The sequence below is a fragment of the Sporolactobacillus caesalpiniae genome (assembly GCF_040513385.1).
Lineage (GTDB): Bacteria > Bacillota > Bacilli > Bacillales > Sporolactobacillaceae > Sporolactobacillus.
The window spans coordinates 173,413-189,302 of record NZ_JBEVCB010000006.1 but is presented as its reverse complement, the minus strand read 5'-3'; the positions used below and the strand labels follow the sequence as shown (position 1 = coordinate 189,302).

The following is a 15,890-nucleotide window of genomic DNA, read 5'->3' as shown; positions in this document are numbered from 1 at the left end:
AACGACGATGCAACTTGCAAAGCGAGTGGAAAGCATTACCCCATCAAGTACATTAGCAATTACCGCGAAAGCCGGGGAATTGAAGGCACAAGGCTATGACGTGATCGGCTTAGGTGCCGGTCAACCTGATTTTAACACACCTAAGTTTATTATTGATGCAGCCATGGAAGCAGCGAATGCCGGCCACACAAAATATACGCCGACAGCTGGTCTCCCGGAATTAAAAGAGGCTATTATTGGTAAATTAAAGCGTGATCAAGGATTCGACTATGAGAAATCACAAATCATTGTCGGAAATGGTGCAAAACATGTCCTTTATTTGTTATTTCAAGCATTGCTGAATCCAGGTGATGAAGTGATTATTCCGGCACCTTATTGGGTCAGCTATCCCGAACAAGTGAAACTGGCCGGTGGGGTTCCGGTTACAATTACCACTACGGAGGAGAAAAAATTCAAGATCTGTGTTGAGGATCTTGAACAAGTAGTCACTTCAAAGACGAAAGCGCTGATAGTAAGTTCGCCAAGCAATCCGACCGGTATGATTTATTCAAAAGAAGAACTAGAACCGATTGCCGCATTTTGTATTGCGCATGATATCCTGATTGTTTCGGACGAAATCTATGAAAAACTGGTTTATAATGGAAATGCGTTTTATTCAATTGCACAAATTTCCGAAGAGGTTCAGGCGCATACCGTGATTATTAACGGCGTATCGAAATCGCATTCAATGACGGGCTGGAGAATTGGTTATGCGGCTGGTGATCGAGCGTTAATCAAAGCGATGACCAATGTTGCCAGCCACAGTACATCCAATCCGGCATCCGTATCGCAGTATGCGACAATCGCTGCGTATAATGGACCACAGGAAAGCATTGAAACGATGCGTCAAGCGTTTGAGAAACGTCTGAATACGATTTTCCCACGTCTCTCCGAATTGCCGGGTATTACATGCGTGAAACCTCAGGGGGCTTTTTATCTATTCCCCAATATACGGAAAATGAGCGAAAGTTGCGGGTTTGCTCACGTTTCGGATTGGGTGACAGCGCTTCTCGATGAAGAAAAAGTCGCCGTAGTTCCCGGGGCCGGATTTGGAATGCCGGATTTCATTCGTTTATCCTATGCAACATCATTGGAGAATCTTGAGAATGCATTAGATCGTATCGACCATTTTATTCAAAAACACATAAATTAATTTCGTTTTGTTAACCGGGGGGCACGAGAGAAAATGAAAGCAACAATTTCCGAGGTAAAAAATCATGTTGGCGGAGAAGTCACTATAGGTGTATGGCTCGCGAACAAGCGTTCAAGCGGCAAGATTCAATTTCTTGAACTTCGTGACGGTACAGGCTATATTCAGGGTGTCGTTCTTAAAAACGAAGTTAGTGAAGAAAACTGGGGCAAAGCCAAAGAACTTACTCAGGAGAGCTCGCTCTACGTAACAGGGACTGTACGCGAAGACAAACGCGCGCCGAGTGGATTTGAACTCACGGTCGCATCAATTGAAATCATTCAGATTGCTCAGGATTATCCCATCACGCCTAAGGAACACGGGGTCGAATTTCTTATGGATCATCGCCATCTATGGCTGCGTTCCGGCAGGCAGCACGCGATTTTACGCATCCGAAACGAGGTCATTAAAGCAACCTATGATTTCTTCCACGACCATGAGTTTATTAAGGTAGATCCACCCATTCTAACCGGAAGTTCTGCAGAAGGCACAACGGATTTATTCCATACGAAGTATTTCGATCATGATGCCTATCTATCGCAAAGCGGTCAGTTATATATGGAAGCTGCGGCTATGGCTTTTGGAAAGGTATTTTCATTTGGACCGGCATTCCGTGCGGAAAAATCAAAAACAAGACGACACTTGATTGAATTTTGGATGATCGAGCCGGAAATGGCTTTTTGTGATCATGAGGAGAACTTGAAGGTTCAGGAGAACTATGTTTCTTATCTCGTTCAAGAAGTACTGAATAATTGCAAACCAGAATTGAAAGCGATTGGACGAGACACGACAAAGCTTGAGAAGATAAAAGCACCGTTTCCGCGTATTTCCTATGATGACGCGATTACGTTCTTGAAAGGTAAGGGTTTTGACGATATTGAATGGGGCGATGACTTTGGGTCTCCTCATGAAACGGCTATCGCCGAACATTTTGATGTACCAGTATTTGTTACCGAGTATCCGACAAAGGTTAAAGCTTTTTACATGAAACCGAATCCGGATCGCGGAGAAGTAGTGCTCTGTGCTGATCTTCTTGCACCTGAAGGCTATGGAGAAATCATTGGCGGAAGTCAACGTATTGATGATTTGGAATTAATGAAAGAACGCTATGAAGCGTTCCATTTGACCGACCCGTCATATAAATGGTATTTAGAACTGCGCCAGTATGGTACCGTGCCGCATTCCGGTTTTGGGTTGGGCCTTGAACGTGCAGTTGCCTGGATTTGCGGATTGGACCATATTCGGGAAACCATTCCGTTCCCAAGACTGCTGAATCGTATTTATCCTTGATGCATTGCTCAGGTACTTTTGGATGATCTAGAGACTCGGGATTGGTTTATTCCCGGGTCTTTATTCAGTTTGACTTCACATTTCATTAATAAATAACGATCCATGCTATAATGAACGATGAGGTGTCAATTATGGATATGAAATTCATGCTGCAACTAGTCGAAAAAGGCAGTGTCACTGTGCCTTCCCTGCTTATCGAACATTTTCATGATATTGGCCTTAATGAGCAGGAATGCATGCTGCTGATTCAGTTGCATTCATTTCTAAACAAGGGGGATAATTTTCCCACCTTTGACGATCTGGCGAGTCGAATGACTTTTGACGAAACCGCTTGTGCAGATCTTTTGCGTCATTTAATCCAGCGCGGCTTCTTATCCATTGTTCAGAAAAACGATGAGCAAATTTATTCAGAAGCATATTCACTGCAGCCCTTATGGGAAAAACTGCTTCGCTGCGCATATGGTAAGATCATAGACGCTCCATCCAAACATAATGAAGATACAGTTTATACACTATTTGAGACAGAATTTGGACGACCGCTTTCACCGATTGAATGTGAGACGCTTGCGATGTGGATGGATCAAGACCGACATTCTCCAATGCTTATAAAAGGAGCATTGCGTGAAGCGGTTGTATCCGGAAAGCTGAACTTCCGATATATTGACCGCATTTTATTTGACTGGAAGAAAAACGGAATTAAAACACTTGATCAAGCGAAGGCTCATGGCGAGAAAATCAGAGGACATCAGCAACGCTCATCAAGTGCGGCTCGCGAAGTAAACGACGTTCCTAAGATGCCCTCCTACAATTGGCTTGGAAAACGCGGGTAAGGAGGAAAATTCACTGAATCAAAATCAGTTTGACTTCATCATGAAAACAATTGCCTCTATGTTCCCTGATGCACACTGTGAGCTGAATCATCGAAATTCATTTGAACTCGCGATTGCGGTCATGCTCTCCGCGCAATGTACCGACGCTTTGGTTAACCGAGTGACACTGGCATTGTTTCATAAATATCATGAACCCGAAGATTATCTGGCTGTATCGCTTGAAGAGCTTCAGCAGGATATACGTTCTATTGGACTCTATCGGAATAAAGCGAAGCATATCAGGCAGATGTGCCAAATGTTAATTGACAATTATGGCGGCGTTCTACCAACCACTTGGGATGAACTGATCAAATTGCCGGGCATAGGACGCAAAACAGCGAATGTCATTGTATCGGTAGCATTCGGTGAACCTGCACTTGCTGTCGATACGCATGTTGAACGGGTGACGAAACGGTTGGGCATTTGCCGCTGGAAAGATAGTGTCCTCGAAGTTGAAAAGACACTCATGCGCCGATTGCCGCGAGAAGAATGGTCACAAACACATCATCGGCTTATTTTTTTTGGCAGGTATCATTGTAAAGCTCAGAGTCCAAAATGTCCGGAATGTCCATTATTAGACGTTTGTCGTGAAGGAAAGAAACGCATGAAAAGAGGTGGAAGAGAATTTGGAAACGTTATATCTGAATCTTAACATTCCCAACTCCTTCCGTGTCGCCCCTTTCTATAAGGATCAACGTATGGTTGAGCATGTATCAGTCCCTGAACAAATCAGCTTTAACACACCGTTTCTGTATGATCTAATGTATCATCATGATCCGCAGCTTCTTGAACGATGGCCTTGGCAAAAAAGTGAGAATTATTTTCATGATTATTGGGTGGAGCAAAAAGAATCTCTTTGCGAACTGTTTCACCGTCGGGAGCAGAAAAAGGCGAGAAAGCCAATGATTTTATCCGTGTCCGCATTCATTGACCAATTATATTGGGCAGCAGGGGCTCCTGTGAATTCTTTAGAGCATGAAACAGTGATTCAAAAGATGCAAACAATTCCCAGTGTACCTTTAAATATCGAGGAGCGGCTCCGATTTTTGCTGCTTCATCCAGATCGTTATCAATCCTTCATTCAGCTTGATGAAATGGAACAAGAATTTACAAAGAAGCGATCCGCATATCTAAGACGGCATGCGAGTGATCACTAATTTATTAGAAAACTTGGCTTTGCCAAGCCTCTGTCGAAGGCAAAGACTTAGTTGCACTTACACTGATATGAACAAAACTGTCAATACCCCCACTACATTGGATTGGATCAGCTGTTTTATTCCAACTTTAAGAAGAGAAGCTCTTGGGCTTCTTTTTTTCTTTCAACTCCATCACTCCACTGCGTCTCTTTTGAATTCACCTTCTCTTTTTATGAACGAATGCTTTCTAGAACGATTCGAGCGCACGGCTCGAAGGCAAAAATCTCTTCGCCGATGAGTATACTGATATCCGTGGGTTTTCACATTTTATCGTTCCGTCTCAGGATCTGTCACGAACTCGTTTCGTGCATTCACTTCAATTCAAGCGAGCACATGTGTAAGTCGTGCGTTATCCCTTACGGTTTTCATCTTTGCCTTCCAGCCCTATTCTCAAGTCCTTCTCTTCTTTTATTTTATTTTTTCTACAACGAAACAAGATACGAGCACCCTTTGACAGGGAGAGGTGGGCGTGGTAGGCTGGGAAGCCGTGCAAAACTCAAGCTGGCCACCTTTTGCGGGAAAACAGCGCCCACAGAGGCTCCCTGTCAAAGGTCATGCAGTGCGCTCCTCATTGAGAGTGACCGTTTTCGGTTCGTCAAGCTGTTGCGTGAGTGCCCAAACAAACCCAGCGAGTTCCCGTGCGATCGCCGTCACTACTTTGCCTGCTTCCTTACCTCTTCCCATTAAACGGAAATACTTTGTGTGCAAGCGCGTCTGTGCTTTCCAAGCAATGCCTAAAAGCTGTGGCGGTTGATTTTCTTGACGCTTTTTCAAAGCACCCTTAACGGCCGGCTGATAACGATAACTCCATGCAGATTCAATGAGCAGCCGTCGAACATGACGATTGCCTGTTTTTGTGATTTTCCCCTGTCGCCGGGACTCGCCACTCGAGTGCTCGCTAGGGATGAGCCCGGTATAAGCCATGAACTGTCGCGCAGTCTGAAATCTCTGAAATGATCCTATTTCCGCTACAAGGCTTGTGGCTGTGATGGTTGAAATGCCACGAAAAACTTGAAGCGCCTGAATCATCGACGCATGGTGTCCTTCTTTTGCTTGACGCTCAATTTCCTTTTCTAAACGATTTAAGCGAAGTTCAATGTCTTTGAGTGTGTGCAAGTATTCCTGAAAAACTACCAAAGAGGCGCTTTTCTCGAACGAAAGTTTATCGAGCCAATCTTTGTACGCTCGGGTCCACTTTCGTACTCCACTAGGTTCTTTGATTTCGTTCCGCAAAAGAAACTTCGTAAGCCGATGCTTCGCGCGCAATTCATCTTCTTTGACATCTTCCCGTGCACGGACGAGATCACGGAGTGCTTCATCGTCTTCACTGGGAACATAAATAGGGGTGAGTTCGCCTGCTCGATATAATTTTGCCAGCTGCAGAGCATCACGTCGATCTGTTTTGACACGATTACCCGGCTTTTGCGGAATCAGGGACGGAGCAATGACTTCGCAATAAATATCCATCGCCTTGAGTAAACGATAAAGGCCATATCCGGTGGGTCCGGCCTCGTAGCAGACACGCAACTGGCTCGGATCCCCTAATCGGCTCATTTGTTTCCGAATCGCTTCTGGTCGATAAGGAATCATCGCGATGTACTGGGGCTGGTTTCTTCCTTCTTCGGCAACCGCAACCGCTATTTTTTCCTTAGAGACGTCTAAACCTACATATTTTGTGTTATCATTCATAGTGCTAGCTCCCTTTCGTATGATGGCTCTGTTTGAGGATTTGAAAGTCTCTTTCATTTTTCCCCATTTAATCCACGATTCTACAATCAAGGGGGCTAGTTTTGTTCATGATAACTCGTTTCCTTAAATTTTTTATTTATTATACTTTCTTATCAGTGTTAGAAAACTTGCCGGTTGGCAGGCCATGGGGCAGACAGAGGCCTAGTGATCGGTGAGCTGCAGGATGCACTTCCACAGGATGCAGTGGCTTCGACGTTACTCCCAGAACAAACAGTTCTATTTCATGAATTATTTAGATTCTTGATTAAGTAACGTGGCTGGAATAAAATAAGCGGAGATTTTCCGGTTATATGCATCCTGGCGCTGTTTCACAGGTATATAAAGGTAATTTTTCCGCTTATTCACAGAAAAACCAGCCATTTTCACGTTTTTCGATTCGATAAGCGGAATTTCTCCGTCTATTTAAGCAATTTTTTCATTAATTTTCCAATTAAGCGGAATTTTTCCGTTTATTTCTCAGATTGGGCGCTTACCTGATCGCCCAACGGAATCTTATGACCTTATTGTCGTACCGGCAGGGCAAAACGATATACTTTTGTAAAAAAAGAGTCCACCGATTTTTTTCGGTGAACTCTTTTTTTTATTAAGGTGCTGGTGTTTCGGTATTCGTTGTCGTTGCGGAATCCGTGGATGCGGGCGGCGTAGACGAAACCGGTGGAGAAGATGAGGCAGGTGGTTCTGATGAAGAAGCAGGCGGCTCCGAACTCACATCACTACTGCTGCTTTCAGGCGGCATACTTGAACTGCTTTCAGGCGGTAATGAGCTGCTGCTCTCTGCACTGCTGCTCGACGAATCAGCGCTGCTGGCGTCATCAGGTTTGCTCTCAGTTTTATAATGATTGGTAATCGTCGAATTCTTCACAGCCAACTCGCCATTACTAAGATTGATCACTGAATTCGGCTGTTTGAAATCCGAAGCACCAACCATGTATCGAGCCATGATGTTTCTGAATATCGCTTTGGAATAATTTTGTTCGTTTGGTCCTAAATAAGATCCGTAGTTCTTATTTCCAATTTTGCTTTTATCTGAAGCATCGTATCCTGTCCAGACGGCAGTGGTCAACCTCGTATTATAACCGACGAACCAAGAATCCAAAGCACCATGGTCCTCACCCGATTTTGAAATTTTGAACTGACGCGCATAATCGGAGGGGACATTAGTTGTACCGGTTTTCCCGGCAAGGTTAGCACCGGGTATATTGGCGCCGACGCCGGTTCCTCTCGTCATAACATCTTTAAGCATATCCGTAATCATATACGCTGTATAATCATGCATTGCAACTCGCCGCGTATGATCCAACTGAATCACTTCGCCATCCGGCTTTACAATTTTTCGGACAGCGTAGGGCTGATTATAAATACCGTTGTTGCCGTATGCTGCGTATGTTCCGCTCATTTGCAGCGGATTGGTACTAAAACCATCGCCACCGATCGCATAGGCTTCGCCTAATTTGTTCAATACGTTATCGGTAAATCCAAGCTTTTCAGCGAATGTACGGATTTTTTTGGTTCCACCGAGTGCATCGCTGACCTCCTGAAAGGTTTGCAACGCAGGAATATTTCGGGACAAATAGAGTGCTTTGCGAATGGTCATTTTTCCAAGCGTCTTGCCGTCCCAGTCATTGATTTCTTTTCCCCAGCTGTATTTAATATCCTTTGAATCGTTGACCTCATAGTCTGTTGGCCACTTCAAATAGTCAATCGCCGGTCCATAATCTACAATTGGTTTTGCTGTCGATCCAATATTTCTTTTTGAGTCGTAAGACCAGTTTGTGTACGTATATTTGTAATTACGTCCGCCCCCAAGCGCGCGAATCGCTCCGGTTTGTGTATCGATCACTGATACGGCTGCCTGGAAATTTTGCTGGACGTTCGGATAAAGTTTATCATTGTTTAGCGTATCCTGGGTTTGCTGCTGAATTTCGGGATCAAGCGTCGTATAGATCTTAAGACCTCCGGAACTAAATTCCTTCTCCGTGATCACTTTTTTATCCACAACAAGCTCTTGATGCACATAATTGAGAAAAGCGCCATATTTTCGATTACTTATAGGTATATTTCGATGACCCTTAGTCATTTGCTTCATGGTGACAGCTTTTGCTTTTGCTGCTTCGGCCGTGGAAATTGCTTTGTTTTGCACCATCAAATCTAAAACTAAATCACGTCTTGCTTTTGCTTGCACAGGATGGCGGATCGGATCATAGTATCCCGGATTACGCGTCATCGCCGCGAGCATCGCCGCTTGCTCAAGATTAACATTTTTAATGTTTTTACCGAAATAGCGTTCAGAAGCGGCCGCAACACCATAGGTTGGGCCTTCGCCTAAATAAATTTGATTCAAGTACATCTCAAGTATCTGTTTTTTTGTATATTTCTTCTCTAATTGAATCGCTAGATACATTTCTTGAATCTTACGTGTAAACGTCTTGTTTTGCGTCAACATCGCGTTGCGGACAACCTGTTGCGTAATTGTACTGGCACCTTCAGATTTATAACCCTTGGTAAATTGAGCGACTCCAGCGCCCATAATTCGGATCGGGTCAACGCCGATATGTTTATAAAAGCGAACATCTTCAGTTGAAATGTAAGCATCCTGAACGCTAAGGGGAATGGAGTCAATACTTGTATATACCCGATGCTCCCCTGAGGCTACGGTTGTCGCTTTTTTGTTGTTCTGATCATAGACGAATGATGATATCCCATTGTGCAGCGCATCTTCGTCCAATTTAGGCGCATCCTTAATCACTGCAAGTACAAAGATCGTTCCCGCTAGAATAAGGAATAAGAGAGTGAGTAAGATGATAATGAAGATCCGTTTCACCCAATGTTTTTTCCCTCCGGATTTCTTTTTTTTGTTCGATACTTTCTTATTTTCGCTTTTTTGTTTTTCTTGTTCGGCTGCGCGCCGTCTTTCCATTCGTGTATGGTATTCAACCATGACTGATCCTACCTTTCCCAAAAAAACCTGTCCCATGGTTTACGTTTCATAGTATTCGATTGTTCCCATAGATTATGACCAACTCAAAAAAACACCTGATTCACGATGCGAAGGTAGTCAATTCGAGGCAGGTAGCTCTGGGGGATTAAGTGCCCGTGTTCATGAAAAAAATGTTTGGGAATTGATTTTCGACCCCCACTTAAAGAAGCATCCCAGAACGATGCAAGAAAATCGGATTCGAGCAAATAGGTATCCGAACTCTGCGAAAATTTGACGATGATGAATCCAATTCCGCCATGTCGCTTGATACGTTTCATATGCTCGACCTGATGGGCGTGAAAATTCTTCAGGGGGATATAGTTCTCGTGTGTGGTTTCCTTCGCTTCGAAATCTATGTATTTTCCCCTATAGATACCATTGTAGTCTGTGGTAGAGGCTTTGCGAAAATAGGCTTCAGTAATTTTCGCCGCACTTCGTTTCGGATAGTCCACGTGAACAATCTGGATCGGTGTTGGTTTCTTATAGATCACTGCTCGATCCGTTTCGATATAGTAGCGGTTCGTTACATTCAGATCTTCTTCCAAAGTCATGCCGCGATGACCGTAGACGATTTCGGAACCTGTCTTTTTCTCAAATGTCGTGTTTTCCTTCTTGTAGGGTTGTCCATTCGGATAAAAGACGGTCATGAGCAGAGAACGCTCCTTTCCGGTACTTTAAGGTTTCGTTGGTTACATGACAATCAATCTCTTAGAACAGTATACCAAAGTCCGCATTAAAGAGGTTAATTTTCTTATCTTATGCAAAAGTGTAATAAGTATTAACGCACTATTCCACTAGTTTTGCGAGATTACTACGAGTTTTGTCGACCATGCAGGGGATCATTCTTATCCATGGAAAGCTATTAATATGATTAAAAAAGAAAGAAGGAACAGTTATGAATTCAGATAAGGTAAATGGAATGTCTGTCGGGGAGTTATCCTTTAGAATTGATTATCTGAATATGCAGTTAGAGCAACTTGAAAATAAGATCATGCGCAAAAATGAAGAAATCATTGACTATCATCTTTCTTTCTGCAAGAAAAGACTTGCGAAATCCGATCGGAAAATTCAACAGGTTGACCAATTGTTGGCAAAAGCTGCCAGAGGAACAAATGTTTATTATTCAAAACAATTAGAGGCAGTTTTTTTCAGCGGACAGCGCAAGACGTCAACCGTGGACACGGATCAAAAGCTGCCGTGGCAGCAGCAGTCAACGCAATTGCTTGGTTAATCATTCGACCGACTTCACGAACCATGAGCAGTACCTAAAGCCAAACGTCCGGTTCATGGTAAACTAATAGAAACAGATTTATTGGAGTGAATGAACGTGCATCAACAAGCAGACAACAAGCTGCGCGAATTAACCTTGCATTTAAGAGAATTAAACCAAAATGCGTTCCAACAGTTTGCTAAGCGAACTCAAGAAAAAGACTATCAAGTGGATTTCTATAATGAAGTCAAACCGTTTGCCGATAAAGTGCAGGAATTGATTGATATCTGGCGTCCACTTGCTGAAGCATGGGTAAGGCGCAGCAAACCGAAGTATGTCTTTCCCATTCAGATAAAGGATACTTGCGACAATCTGTCGATTATTTGCGTCACTGCGTTTCAGAAAGATACGCGAAAACGGCGTTTCTACGAGACAATAAAGTCAATCGATTATGTGTTTGACAATATGTTGGATCAGTTAGAGCGGGATTGGGCAGCGCATTAACTCGCCATACGAATGAACGAAATGAGAACAAATAGGAAATAGGGGATACCAAGAAAAAGAATAGCCCGATACATGACCTTCGTGATCCATTCAAAGCACTCTTCGGCGGAGAGGTGTTCGATTTTCTGTGATATCTGGCGAATACGTTCATTAATTGGATCTTGTTTCTTCGAGAGTGGTGTTGTGTTTGTTTTTTCCATTGTCGTTCCCTCCTGATAATTAGCTTTTGATAGACTATATGGCCTGTCCCATTAAAATATGTCATTAAAAGTGAGAGAAGACATGTCATGCGTTATTCAGAATGGAGCAATTGTTGTAATTCGGGTATCGTCTTGCCTCCAAATTCTTTAAATCCGGCATCCAAGGCGATCAGTTTACCGAAAACCACTGGGTAAACAGCGCAGAAGCCGCCGCTTAAAATGAAATGATTAGGATCTCGGAAGTGTTTAAGAAATAAAACGTAGTCACCATCGGCAAGCGGGCCGGTATATTGTGTATTCAATGGACTCTCCGGATCGGGAAGGGGCTCCACACCTGTCGTTAACAATAAGGCAGGTGATGGCGCTTGTCCCTTTAGTTGATTGTGGATGTGGAGTATTTGCTCCGCATTGACAAAACGTTCTCCTGAGGGCAAACGCTGCCCGGTATCCCATTTTCGTATGTGTTGATCAAGATGTACAGAGACAATAAGATCTGATTGGTGTTCCATGAGCTCGCTGGTTTCAGGACGATCGGCTTTTATGATTTGAGTAATATTGGCTGCATGTGAAACCACCGGATGGAAGAACATAAGAGCGCATAGGATGAATGGTGTTAAATGAATGATCATTCTGGATTGATGCATAAAATCTGTCCTCCGATTCTTTTTATTTATCTTGACTTTACAGCTTGCTTTCTATTCATTTGCACCAATAATTAGCCGCGCGTCAGCACAACAGCTTAGAGAAGAAAAGCGTTAATTCTTGATCGATTGACCACGTTGTAGTATGTTTAGTTTGTTAAATGAATAATGAATTGTTCGTCCACTAGGGGTGCTTTTGCTGAGAGGGATTTGTCCCGACCCTTGGACCTGATCTGGGTAATACCAGCGTAGGAAAGTGGTTCTTGATGAAATGACTACTGCTTTCTAAGCTAATGAAAGCGGTTTTTTGTGTTTTCAAACCTTTTTTCAGGTCGATTGGATGGAAGATTCAACTATAGAATGATTATAGAGGGGGAATTGATCATGAGTAAGGAAAAAAGTACGAATTTAAAGCTTAATTTAACAGACATTCTTGTTACAATCGTGATTGCACTTGTCTTTGGATTGGTGTTCCGTCTGATGGGCCCGGTTTATGATTTAGTGAAACCGTTCGGGCTGCACTTGGACGCGCTTCTGTATGGTATTTGGTTTATTGCCGCGCCGTTCGCCGCACTGCTCATCCGTAAACCAAGTGTTGCTTTTCTTGCAGAAACCGCGGCGGCACTGGCAGAAATGTTATTCGCAGGCAGTGGCGGTGTCATCAATCTCTATTATGGTTTGCTTCAAGGCGCGTTTTCAGAAGCTATTTTTGCCGCTTGGCGCTATAAGAAATTTTCGCTTGGGGTCACCTCACTATCTGCCTTCGCCGCATTGATCGCATCAATTATTTTGGACGCAGGCTATGCATATCTTCCTCTTCTTGCGGGTTGGAACTTAACGTTGTATCTTGTGTTCCGTGTCATTGGATCAATTCTTCTTTCCGGTTTATTTCCGTACGCATTAGTTAAAGGTTTGGAGAAGACAGGCGTAACACAGTCGCTTCGCCCGGTAACGAAGGAAGATTACGATGTCCTCAACTAGTCGGGAAGGATGGGGCGTCACGAATCTGCGTCTCGCTTTTCCAAAAAAGAATGCAATGCTATTTAAAGATCTTTCTTTTGATTATCAAAGAGGAGAAAAAGTCTTGCTGCTTGGTCCATCCGGATGCGGCAAATCAACTGTTTTACAAGTGCTTTCAGGACTTATACCGCACAGTATCGAACTGCCTATGCGTTCTGATCGACAGGACGTTCCCAGTAACTGGGGGTTCATCTTCCAGGACCCGGATACACAGTTCTGCATGCCGTACGTTGATGAAGAAATTGCTTTTGTGCTCGAAAATCGGTGTATTGAGCGCGCGCAGATGGCGGAATTAATTCAGCGTTATCTGGATATGGTTGATCTTAAATTGGATAACAATCACCAGCTCATACGCACTCTTTCCGGGGGAATGAAACAGCGACTTGCGATTGCCAGCATTTTGGCACTTGAACCTGAAGTTCTTTTTCTCGATGAACCAACTGCGCTGCTCGATCCGAATGGAACTGAACAGCTCTGGAAAACGGTCCGCCAAATTGGCAAGGATCGGACGTTAATCATTGTTGAGCATAAAATCAACCATGTGCTTGATTTTGTGGATCGTGTGGTCCTGTTCAACCAACATGGCGAGATTTTCGCTGACGGTCCAAAGCAGGAAACGTTGGCGCGTTATCGAGATAAACTTGATGAATTTGGCATTTGGCATCCTGATATCTGGTCTGACTACGAGAAAAATCAAATAGGAAACCAGATAAATTTTGAGCATGCTGAATCTATTCTTGAGTTGAAAAACTTTGCGGTTCTCCGCCAGAAACAAGTTAAATTTTCTGCTGATCGTTTGTGCCTTAATCGCGGAGAGTGGATCGCAATTATTGGTGAGAACGGTGCAGGAAAAAGCACATTGATCGAAGGAATCATGGGGCTGCTGCGCACCAATGGGCAGATCCGTTGGTCATTCGATCATCCCGAAAATCATGTCCAATTTGTTTTTCAGAATCCTGAATACCAGTTTGTCACCGATTCTGTTGAGGATGAGCTCGCGTTTAGTCTTCGAGTTAATAAAATGAATGAAGAAGAAATTGCGCGCAGAGTGGATGAGCACTTGGAACGCTACACGCTTAAAGCGCAAAGAAACCAGCATCCTTTTCAGCTGTCTACCGGTCAAAAGCGCCGATTAAGTGTTGCTTCTGCTATGATTAATCATCCGGATGTGCTCATTCTCGATGAACCGACATTTGGACAGGACGCTAAAAATACGTTTGCACTTTTAGATATCTTTCAACAGCTCAGACTGGCAGGGACGACCATCGTCATGGTTACCCATGAAATGGAAATCGTTCACCATTTTGCAACACGTGTGTTGACCGTCGAAAATGGCAGAATTGTTAATGATCGTGTGAGTAGTGAAGGCGGGGAGGAGAGGAATCGTGGACAACGTTTGGGCGAGCACGAACAAGTTGTTTTTTAAGATCAATCCCAGTTTGAAATTCCTATTAATTTCTTCACTTTTTATTGTTTATCTGTTTGTCCAAAACTTGAATACGATGATCTGGGCGTCGTTCTTCTTTCTGATCCTTTACTATTTAGTGAGCGGACTTGCCGGAAAGTGGTCGTTTTGGTTTGTATTTTTGACCTTGATTGTATCGCTCTTTAGCGCATCGGCAATGATTATGTTCGGCAAGGGCAGCCATATCATCTATCATCAGTCGCTGATTTTGATCACACAGGAAAGTTTGGCGCGAGGATTGCTGCTTGGACTGCGAACCTTCACCTTTAGCTTGATCGGCATGATTTTTGCGACGACGACGCTGCCTGTTCCTTTTTTCTATTCATTGATGCAGCAATTGAAAGTCCCTGTGCGTTATGCTTACGGCTGTCTTGCAGCTTTCCGAATGATTCCGATCATGGCTGAAGAATTTTTGCATATTCGTCAAGCGATGCGGGTCCGCGGTATGACGAGGCAAAAGGGGATAAAACCGCTATATGAGCGGATGAACCGCTATTCGCTGACTATGCTCGCTCAATCGATCCGTCGTGCACAGCGAACCGCGATCGCCATGGAAGCCAAACGTTTCTCGATGACAGAAAGACGCACATATTATTATGAGATCGGATGGAGCAGAATTGATCTCTATTTCATCGTCATTATGTTACTAACGGTCACGCTTGGATTTGTTTTTGCAGCCTACTTTCCGCTTACTCCGTTTACGAATGTGCTTGATCATTGAGCGTACCGAGTGCATCATAGATGATAGAAATGTGCAGGGAGGAGAACCAATGACAAAGACAGCACTCGTAACCGGCGCGACAAGCGGGATCGGTAACGCACTTGCCAAATTGCTGGCGGCGGATCATTATGACTTAATACTCGTTTCTCGAGACGACGAGAAGATGCGGGCAATAAAATCAGAGCTGACGGATCGATCGGTCACGATTATTAAGAAAGATTTGAGTCAGTTTCATGCGGCAAAAGAGGTTTTCGATGAGGTTAAAAGAAATGGTTTAACGATCGATTTACTCATTAATAATGCCGGTTTCGGACTTGTAGGTGCCTTTGATTCGTTGCCTATTGAGCGTCAAAGTGAAATGATTCAGTTAAATTGCGCTGCTCTGACAGAACTCACCTATTATTTTTTGCCTGATCTGCGCAGCAAAATGGGGAAAATCATGAATGTGGCAAGTACTGCCGCTTATCAACCCGGTCCGTTCATGGCCGTCTATTTTGCCAGCAAAGCGTATGTACTTTCATTATCAGAAGCGCTTGCTGAAGAATTTGATAAAAGCGGTGTAACCGTGACTGCACTCTGTCCCGGACCGACACATACCAATTTTGGTTCAGTCGCTCATGCTGAGAATACCAAAATGTTCAGTCGCACCATGGATGTCCAGACCGTTGCAAGGATTGGTTACCGGGCAATGATGAAAGGGAAGCGAGTGGTCGTCACCGGTCAAGTTAATTATGCAGGCGCAATCGCGGCCAAACTATTACCGAGAAGATGGAGTGCCAAAGCCGTCCGTATCATCACCGGATCCAACAAGAAAAAATAA

The 15,890-nt window shown here is 43.8% G+C and carries 16 protein-coding genes and 1 riboswitch; of the genes, 11 read left to right on the top strand and 5 right to left on the bottom strand.

The features are described 5' to 3' along the window. Positions 1–7: 7 nt before the first annotated feature. From ABWW58_RS13215 to ABWW58_RS13195, 5 genes are all read left to right on the top strand, one after another. Positions 8–1,192 carry a pyridoxal phosphate-dependent aminotransferase gene (locus ABWW58_RS13215; RefSeq protein ID WP_353869569.1) on the top strand — a complete coding sequence of 395 codons (1,185 nt, stop codon included), beginning with the start codon at positions 8–10 and terminating at the stop codon, positions 1,190–1,192. Positions 1,193–1,225: 33 nt separating this feature from the next. After that, complete coding sequence (asnS, locus tag ABWW58_RS13210; protein WP_353869568.1) at positions 1,226–2,518, top strand: asparagine--tRNA ligase; 1,293 nt, start codon at positions 1,226–1,228, stop codon at positions 2,516–2,518. Positions 2,519–2,649: 131 nt separating this feature from the next. Next, positions 2,650–3,348 carry a DnaD domain-containing protein gene (locus ABWW58_RS13205; RefSeq protein ID WP_093669161.1) on the top strand — a complete coding sequence of 233 codons (699 nt, stop codon included), beginning with the start codon at positions 2,650–2,652 and terminating at the stop codon, positions 3,346–3,348. Between the two features lie 13 nt (positions 3,349–3,361). Then, positions 3,362–4,039: an endonuclease III gene (gene nth, locus ABWW58_RS13200; protein ID WP_353869720.1), complete on the top strand. Its 678-nt coding sequence runs from the start codon at positions 3,362–3,364 to the stop codon at positions 4,037–4,039. Next, positions 4,014–4,544, top strand: coding sequence for a YpoC family protein (locus ABWW58_RS13195; RefSeq protein WP_353869567.1), 531 nt, complete (start codon positions 4,014–4,016; stop codon positions 4,542–4,544). The genes nth and ABWW58_RS13195 overlap by 26 nt, the downstream gene beginning before the upstream one ends. A 591-nt stretch (positions 4,545–5,135) precedes the next feature. On the opposite strand, the gene ABWW58_RS13190 is transcribed toward ABWW58_RS13195, so the two are convergent. From ABWW58_RS13190 to recU, 3 genes are all read right to left on the bottom strand, one after another. Next, on the bottom strand, positions 5,136–6,272 hold the full coding sequence (locus tag ABWW58_RS13190; RefSeq protein ID WP_353867341.1) for an IS110 family RNA-guided transposase: 1,137 nt from the start codon (positions 6,270–6,272) through the stop codon (positions 5,136–5,138). A gap of 643 nt (positions 6,273–6,915) precedes the next feature. Beyond that, on the bottom strand, positions 6,916–9,270 hold the full coding sequence (locus ABWW58_RS13185; protein WP_353869566.1) for a transglycosylase domain-containing protein: 2,355 nt from the start codon (positions 9,268–9,270) through the stop codon (positions 6,916–6,918). Between the two features lie 83 nt (positions 9,271–9,353). Beyond that, complete coding sequence (gene recU / locus ABWW58_RS13180) at positions 9,354–9,956, bottom strand: Holliday junction resolvase RecU (protein WP_353869565.1); 603 nt, start codon at positions 9,954–9,956, stop codon at positions 9,354–9,356. 248 nt (positions 9,957–10,204) lie between these two features. On the opposite strand from recU, the gene ABWW58_RS13175 reads away from it, so the two are divergent. After that, entirely contained in the window at positions 10,205–10,540 is a 336-nt protein-coding gene (locus tag ABWW58_RS13175) for a hypothetical protein (protein ID WP_353869564.1), read from the top strand. 96 nt (positions 10,541–10,636) lie between these two features. Next, the gene (locus tag ABWW58_RS13170) at positions 10,637–11,023 is read left to right on the top strand and encodes a YppE family protein (protein ID WP_353869563.1); all 387 of its coding nucleotides are present in this window, start codon (positions 10,637–10,639) and stop codon (positions 11,021–11,023) included. Here the strand turns inward: ABWW58_RS13170 and ABWW58_RS13165 are convergent. Both ABWW58_RS13165 and ABWW58_RS13160 read right to left on the bottom strand, forming a co-directional pair. Continuing rightward, on the bottom strand, positions 11,020–11,223 hold the full coding sequence (locus ABWW58_RS13165) for a hypothetical protein (protein ID WP_093669173.1): 204 nt from the start codon (positions 11,221–11,223) through the stop codon (positions 11,020–11,022). The two genes, ABWW58_RS13170 and ABWW58_RS13165, sit on opposite strands and share 4 nt — an antisense overlap. Before the next feature lie 92 nt (positions 11,224–11,315). Further along, positions 11,316–11,867, bottom strand: coding sequence for a hypothetical protein (locus ABWW58_RS13160; RefSeq protein ID WP_353869562.1), 552 nt, complete (start codon positions 11,865–11,867; stop codon positions 11,316–11,318). A 173-nt stretch (positions 11,868–12,040) separates the two neighbouring features. Continuing rightward, positions 12,041–12,136: riboswitch (TPP riboswitch) on the top strand. Positions 12,137–12,248: 112 nt separating this feature from the next. Between ABWW58_RS13160 and ABWW58_RS13155 the strand changes: the two genes are divergently transcribed. From ABWW58_RS13155 to ABWW58_RS13140, 4 genes are read left to right on the top strand one after another with little or no spacing between them, the layout of a single operon-like run. Continuing rightward, positions 12,249–12,845 (top strand): ECF transporter S component, encoded by a 597-nt coding sequence (locus ABWW58_RS13155; protein ID WP_353869561.1) that lies wholly within the window; start codon positions 12,249–12,251, stop codon positions 12,843–12,845. Next, positions 12,832–14,310, top strand: coding sequence for an ABC transporter ATP-binding protein (locus tag ABWW58_RS13150; RefSeq protein ID WP_353869560.1), 1,479 nt, complete (start codon positions 12,832–12,834; stop codon positions 14,308–14,310). The genes ABWW58_RS13155 and ABWW58_RS13150 overlap by 14 nt, the downstream gene beginning before the upstream one ends. Continuing rightward, on the top strand, positions 14,270–15,070 hold the full coding sequence (locus ABWW58_RS13145; protein WP_093669181.1) for an energy-coupling factor transporter transmembrane component T family protein: 801 nt from the start codon (positions 14,270–14,272) through the stop codon (positions 15,068–15,070). The genes ABWW58_RS13150 and ABWW58_RS13145 overlap by 41 nt, the downstream gene beginning before the upstream one ends. Before the next feature lie 49 nt (positions 15,071–15,119). Next, positions 15,120–15,890 carry an SDR family NAD(P)-dependent oxidoreductase gene (locus tag ABWW58_RS13140; RefSeq protein ID WP_353869559.1) on the top strand — a complete coding sequence of 257 codons (771 nt, stop codon included), beginning with the start codon at positions 15,120–15,122 and terminating at the stop codon, positions 15,888–15,890.

Excerpts from the sequence above, each read along its gene's own strand:
- asnS (WP_353869568.1), top strand. The coding sequence starts at position 1,226 with ATGAAAGCAACAATTTCCGAGGTAAAAAATCATGTTGGCGGAGAAGTC.
- ABWW58_RS13150 (WP_353869560.1), top strand. The coding sequence starts at position 12,832 with ATGTCCTCAACTAGTCGGGAAGGATGGGGCGTCACGAATCTGCGTCTC.
- ABWW58_RS13175 (WP_353869564.1), top strand. The coding sequence starts at position 10,205 with ATGAATTCAGATAAGGTAAATGGAATGTCTGTCGGGGAGTTATCCTTT.
- ABWW58_RS13185 (WP_353869566.1), bottom strand. The coding sequence starts at position 9,270 with ATGGTTGAATACCATACACGAATGGAAAGACGGCGCGCAGCCGAACAA.
- ABWW58_RS13190 (WP_353867341.1), bottom strand. The coding sequence starts at position 6,272 with ATGAATGATAACACAAAATATGTAGGTTTAGACGTCTCTAAGGAAAAA.
- ABWW58_RS13215 (WP_353869569.1), top strand. The coding sequence starts at position 8 with ATGCAACTTGCAAAGCGAGTGGAAAGCATTACCCCATCAAGTACATTA.
- ABWW58_RS13140 (WP_353869559.1), top strand. The coding sequence starts at position 15,120 with ATGACAAAGACAGCACTCGTAACCGGCGCGACAAGCGGGATCGGTAAC.
- ABWW58_RS13155 (WP_353869561.1), top strand. The coding sequence starts at position 12,249 with ATGAGTAAGGAAAAAAGTACGAATTTAAAGCTTAATTTAACAGACATT.
- ABWW58_RS13165 (WP_093669173.1), bottom strand. The coding sequence starts at position 11,223 with ATGGAAAAAACAAACACAACACCACTCTCGAAGAAACAAGATCCAATT.
- recU (WP_353869565.1), bottom strand. The coding sequence starts at position 9,956 with ATGACCGTCTTTTATCCGAATGGACAACCCTACAAGAAGGAAAACACG.
- ABWW58_RS13160 (WP_353869562.1), bottom strand. The coding sequence starts at position 11,867 with ATGCATCAATCCAGAATGATCATTCATTTAACACCATTCATCCTATGC.
- ABWW58_RS13205 (WP_093669161.1), top strand. The coding sequence starts at position 2,650 with ATGGATATGAAATTCATGCTGCAACTAGTCGAAAAAGGCAGTGTCACT.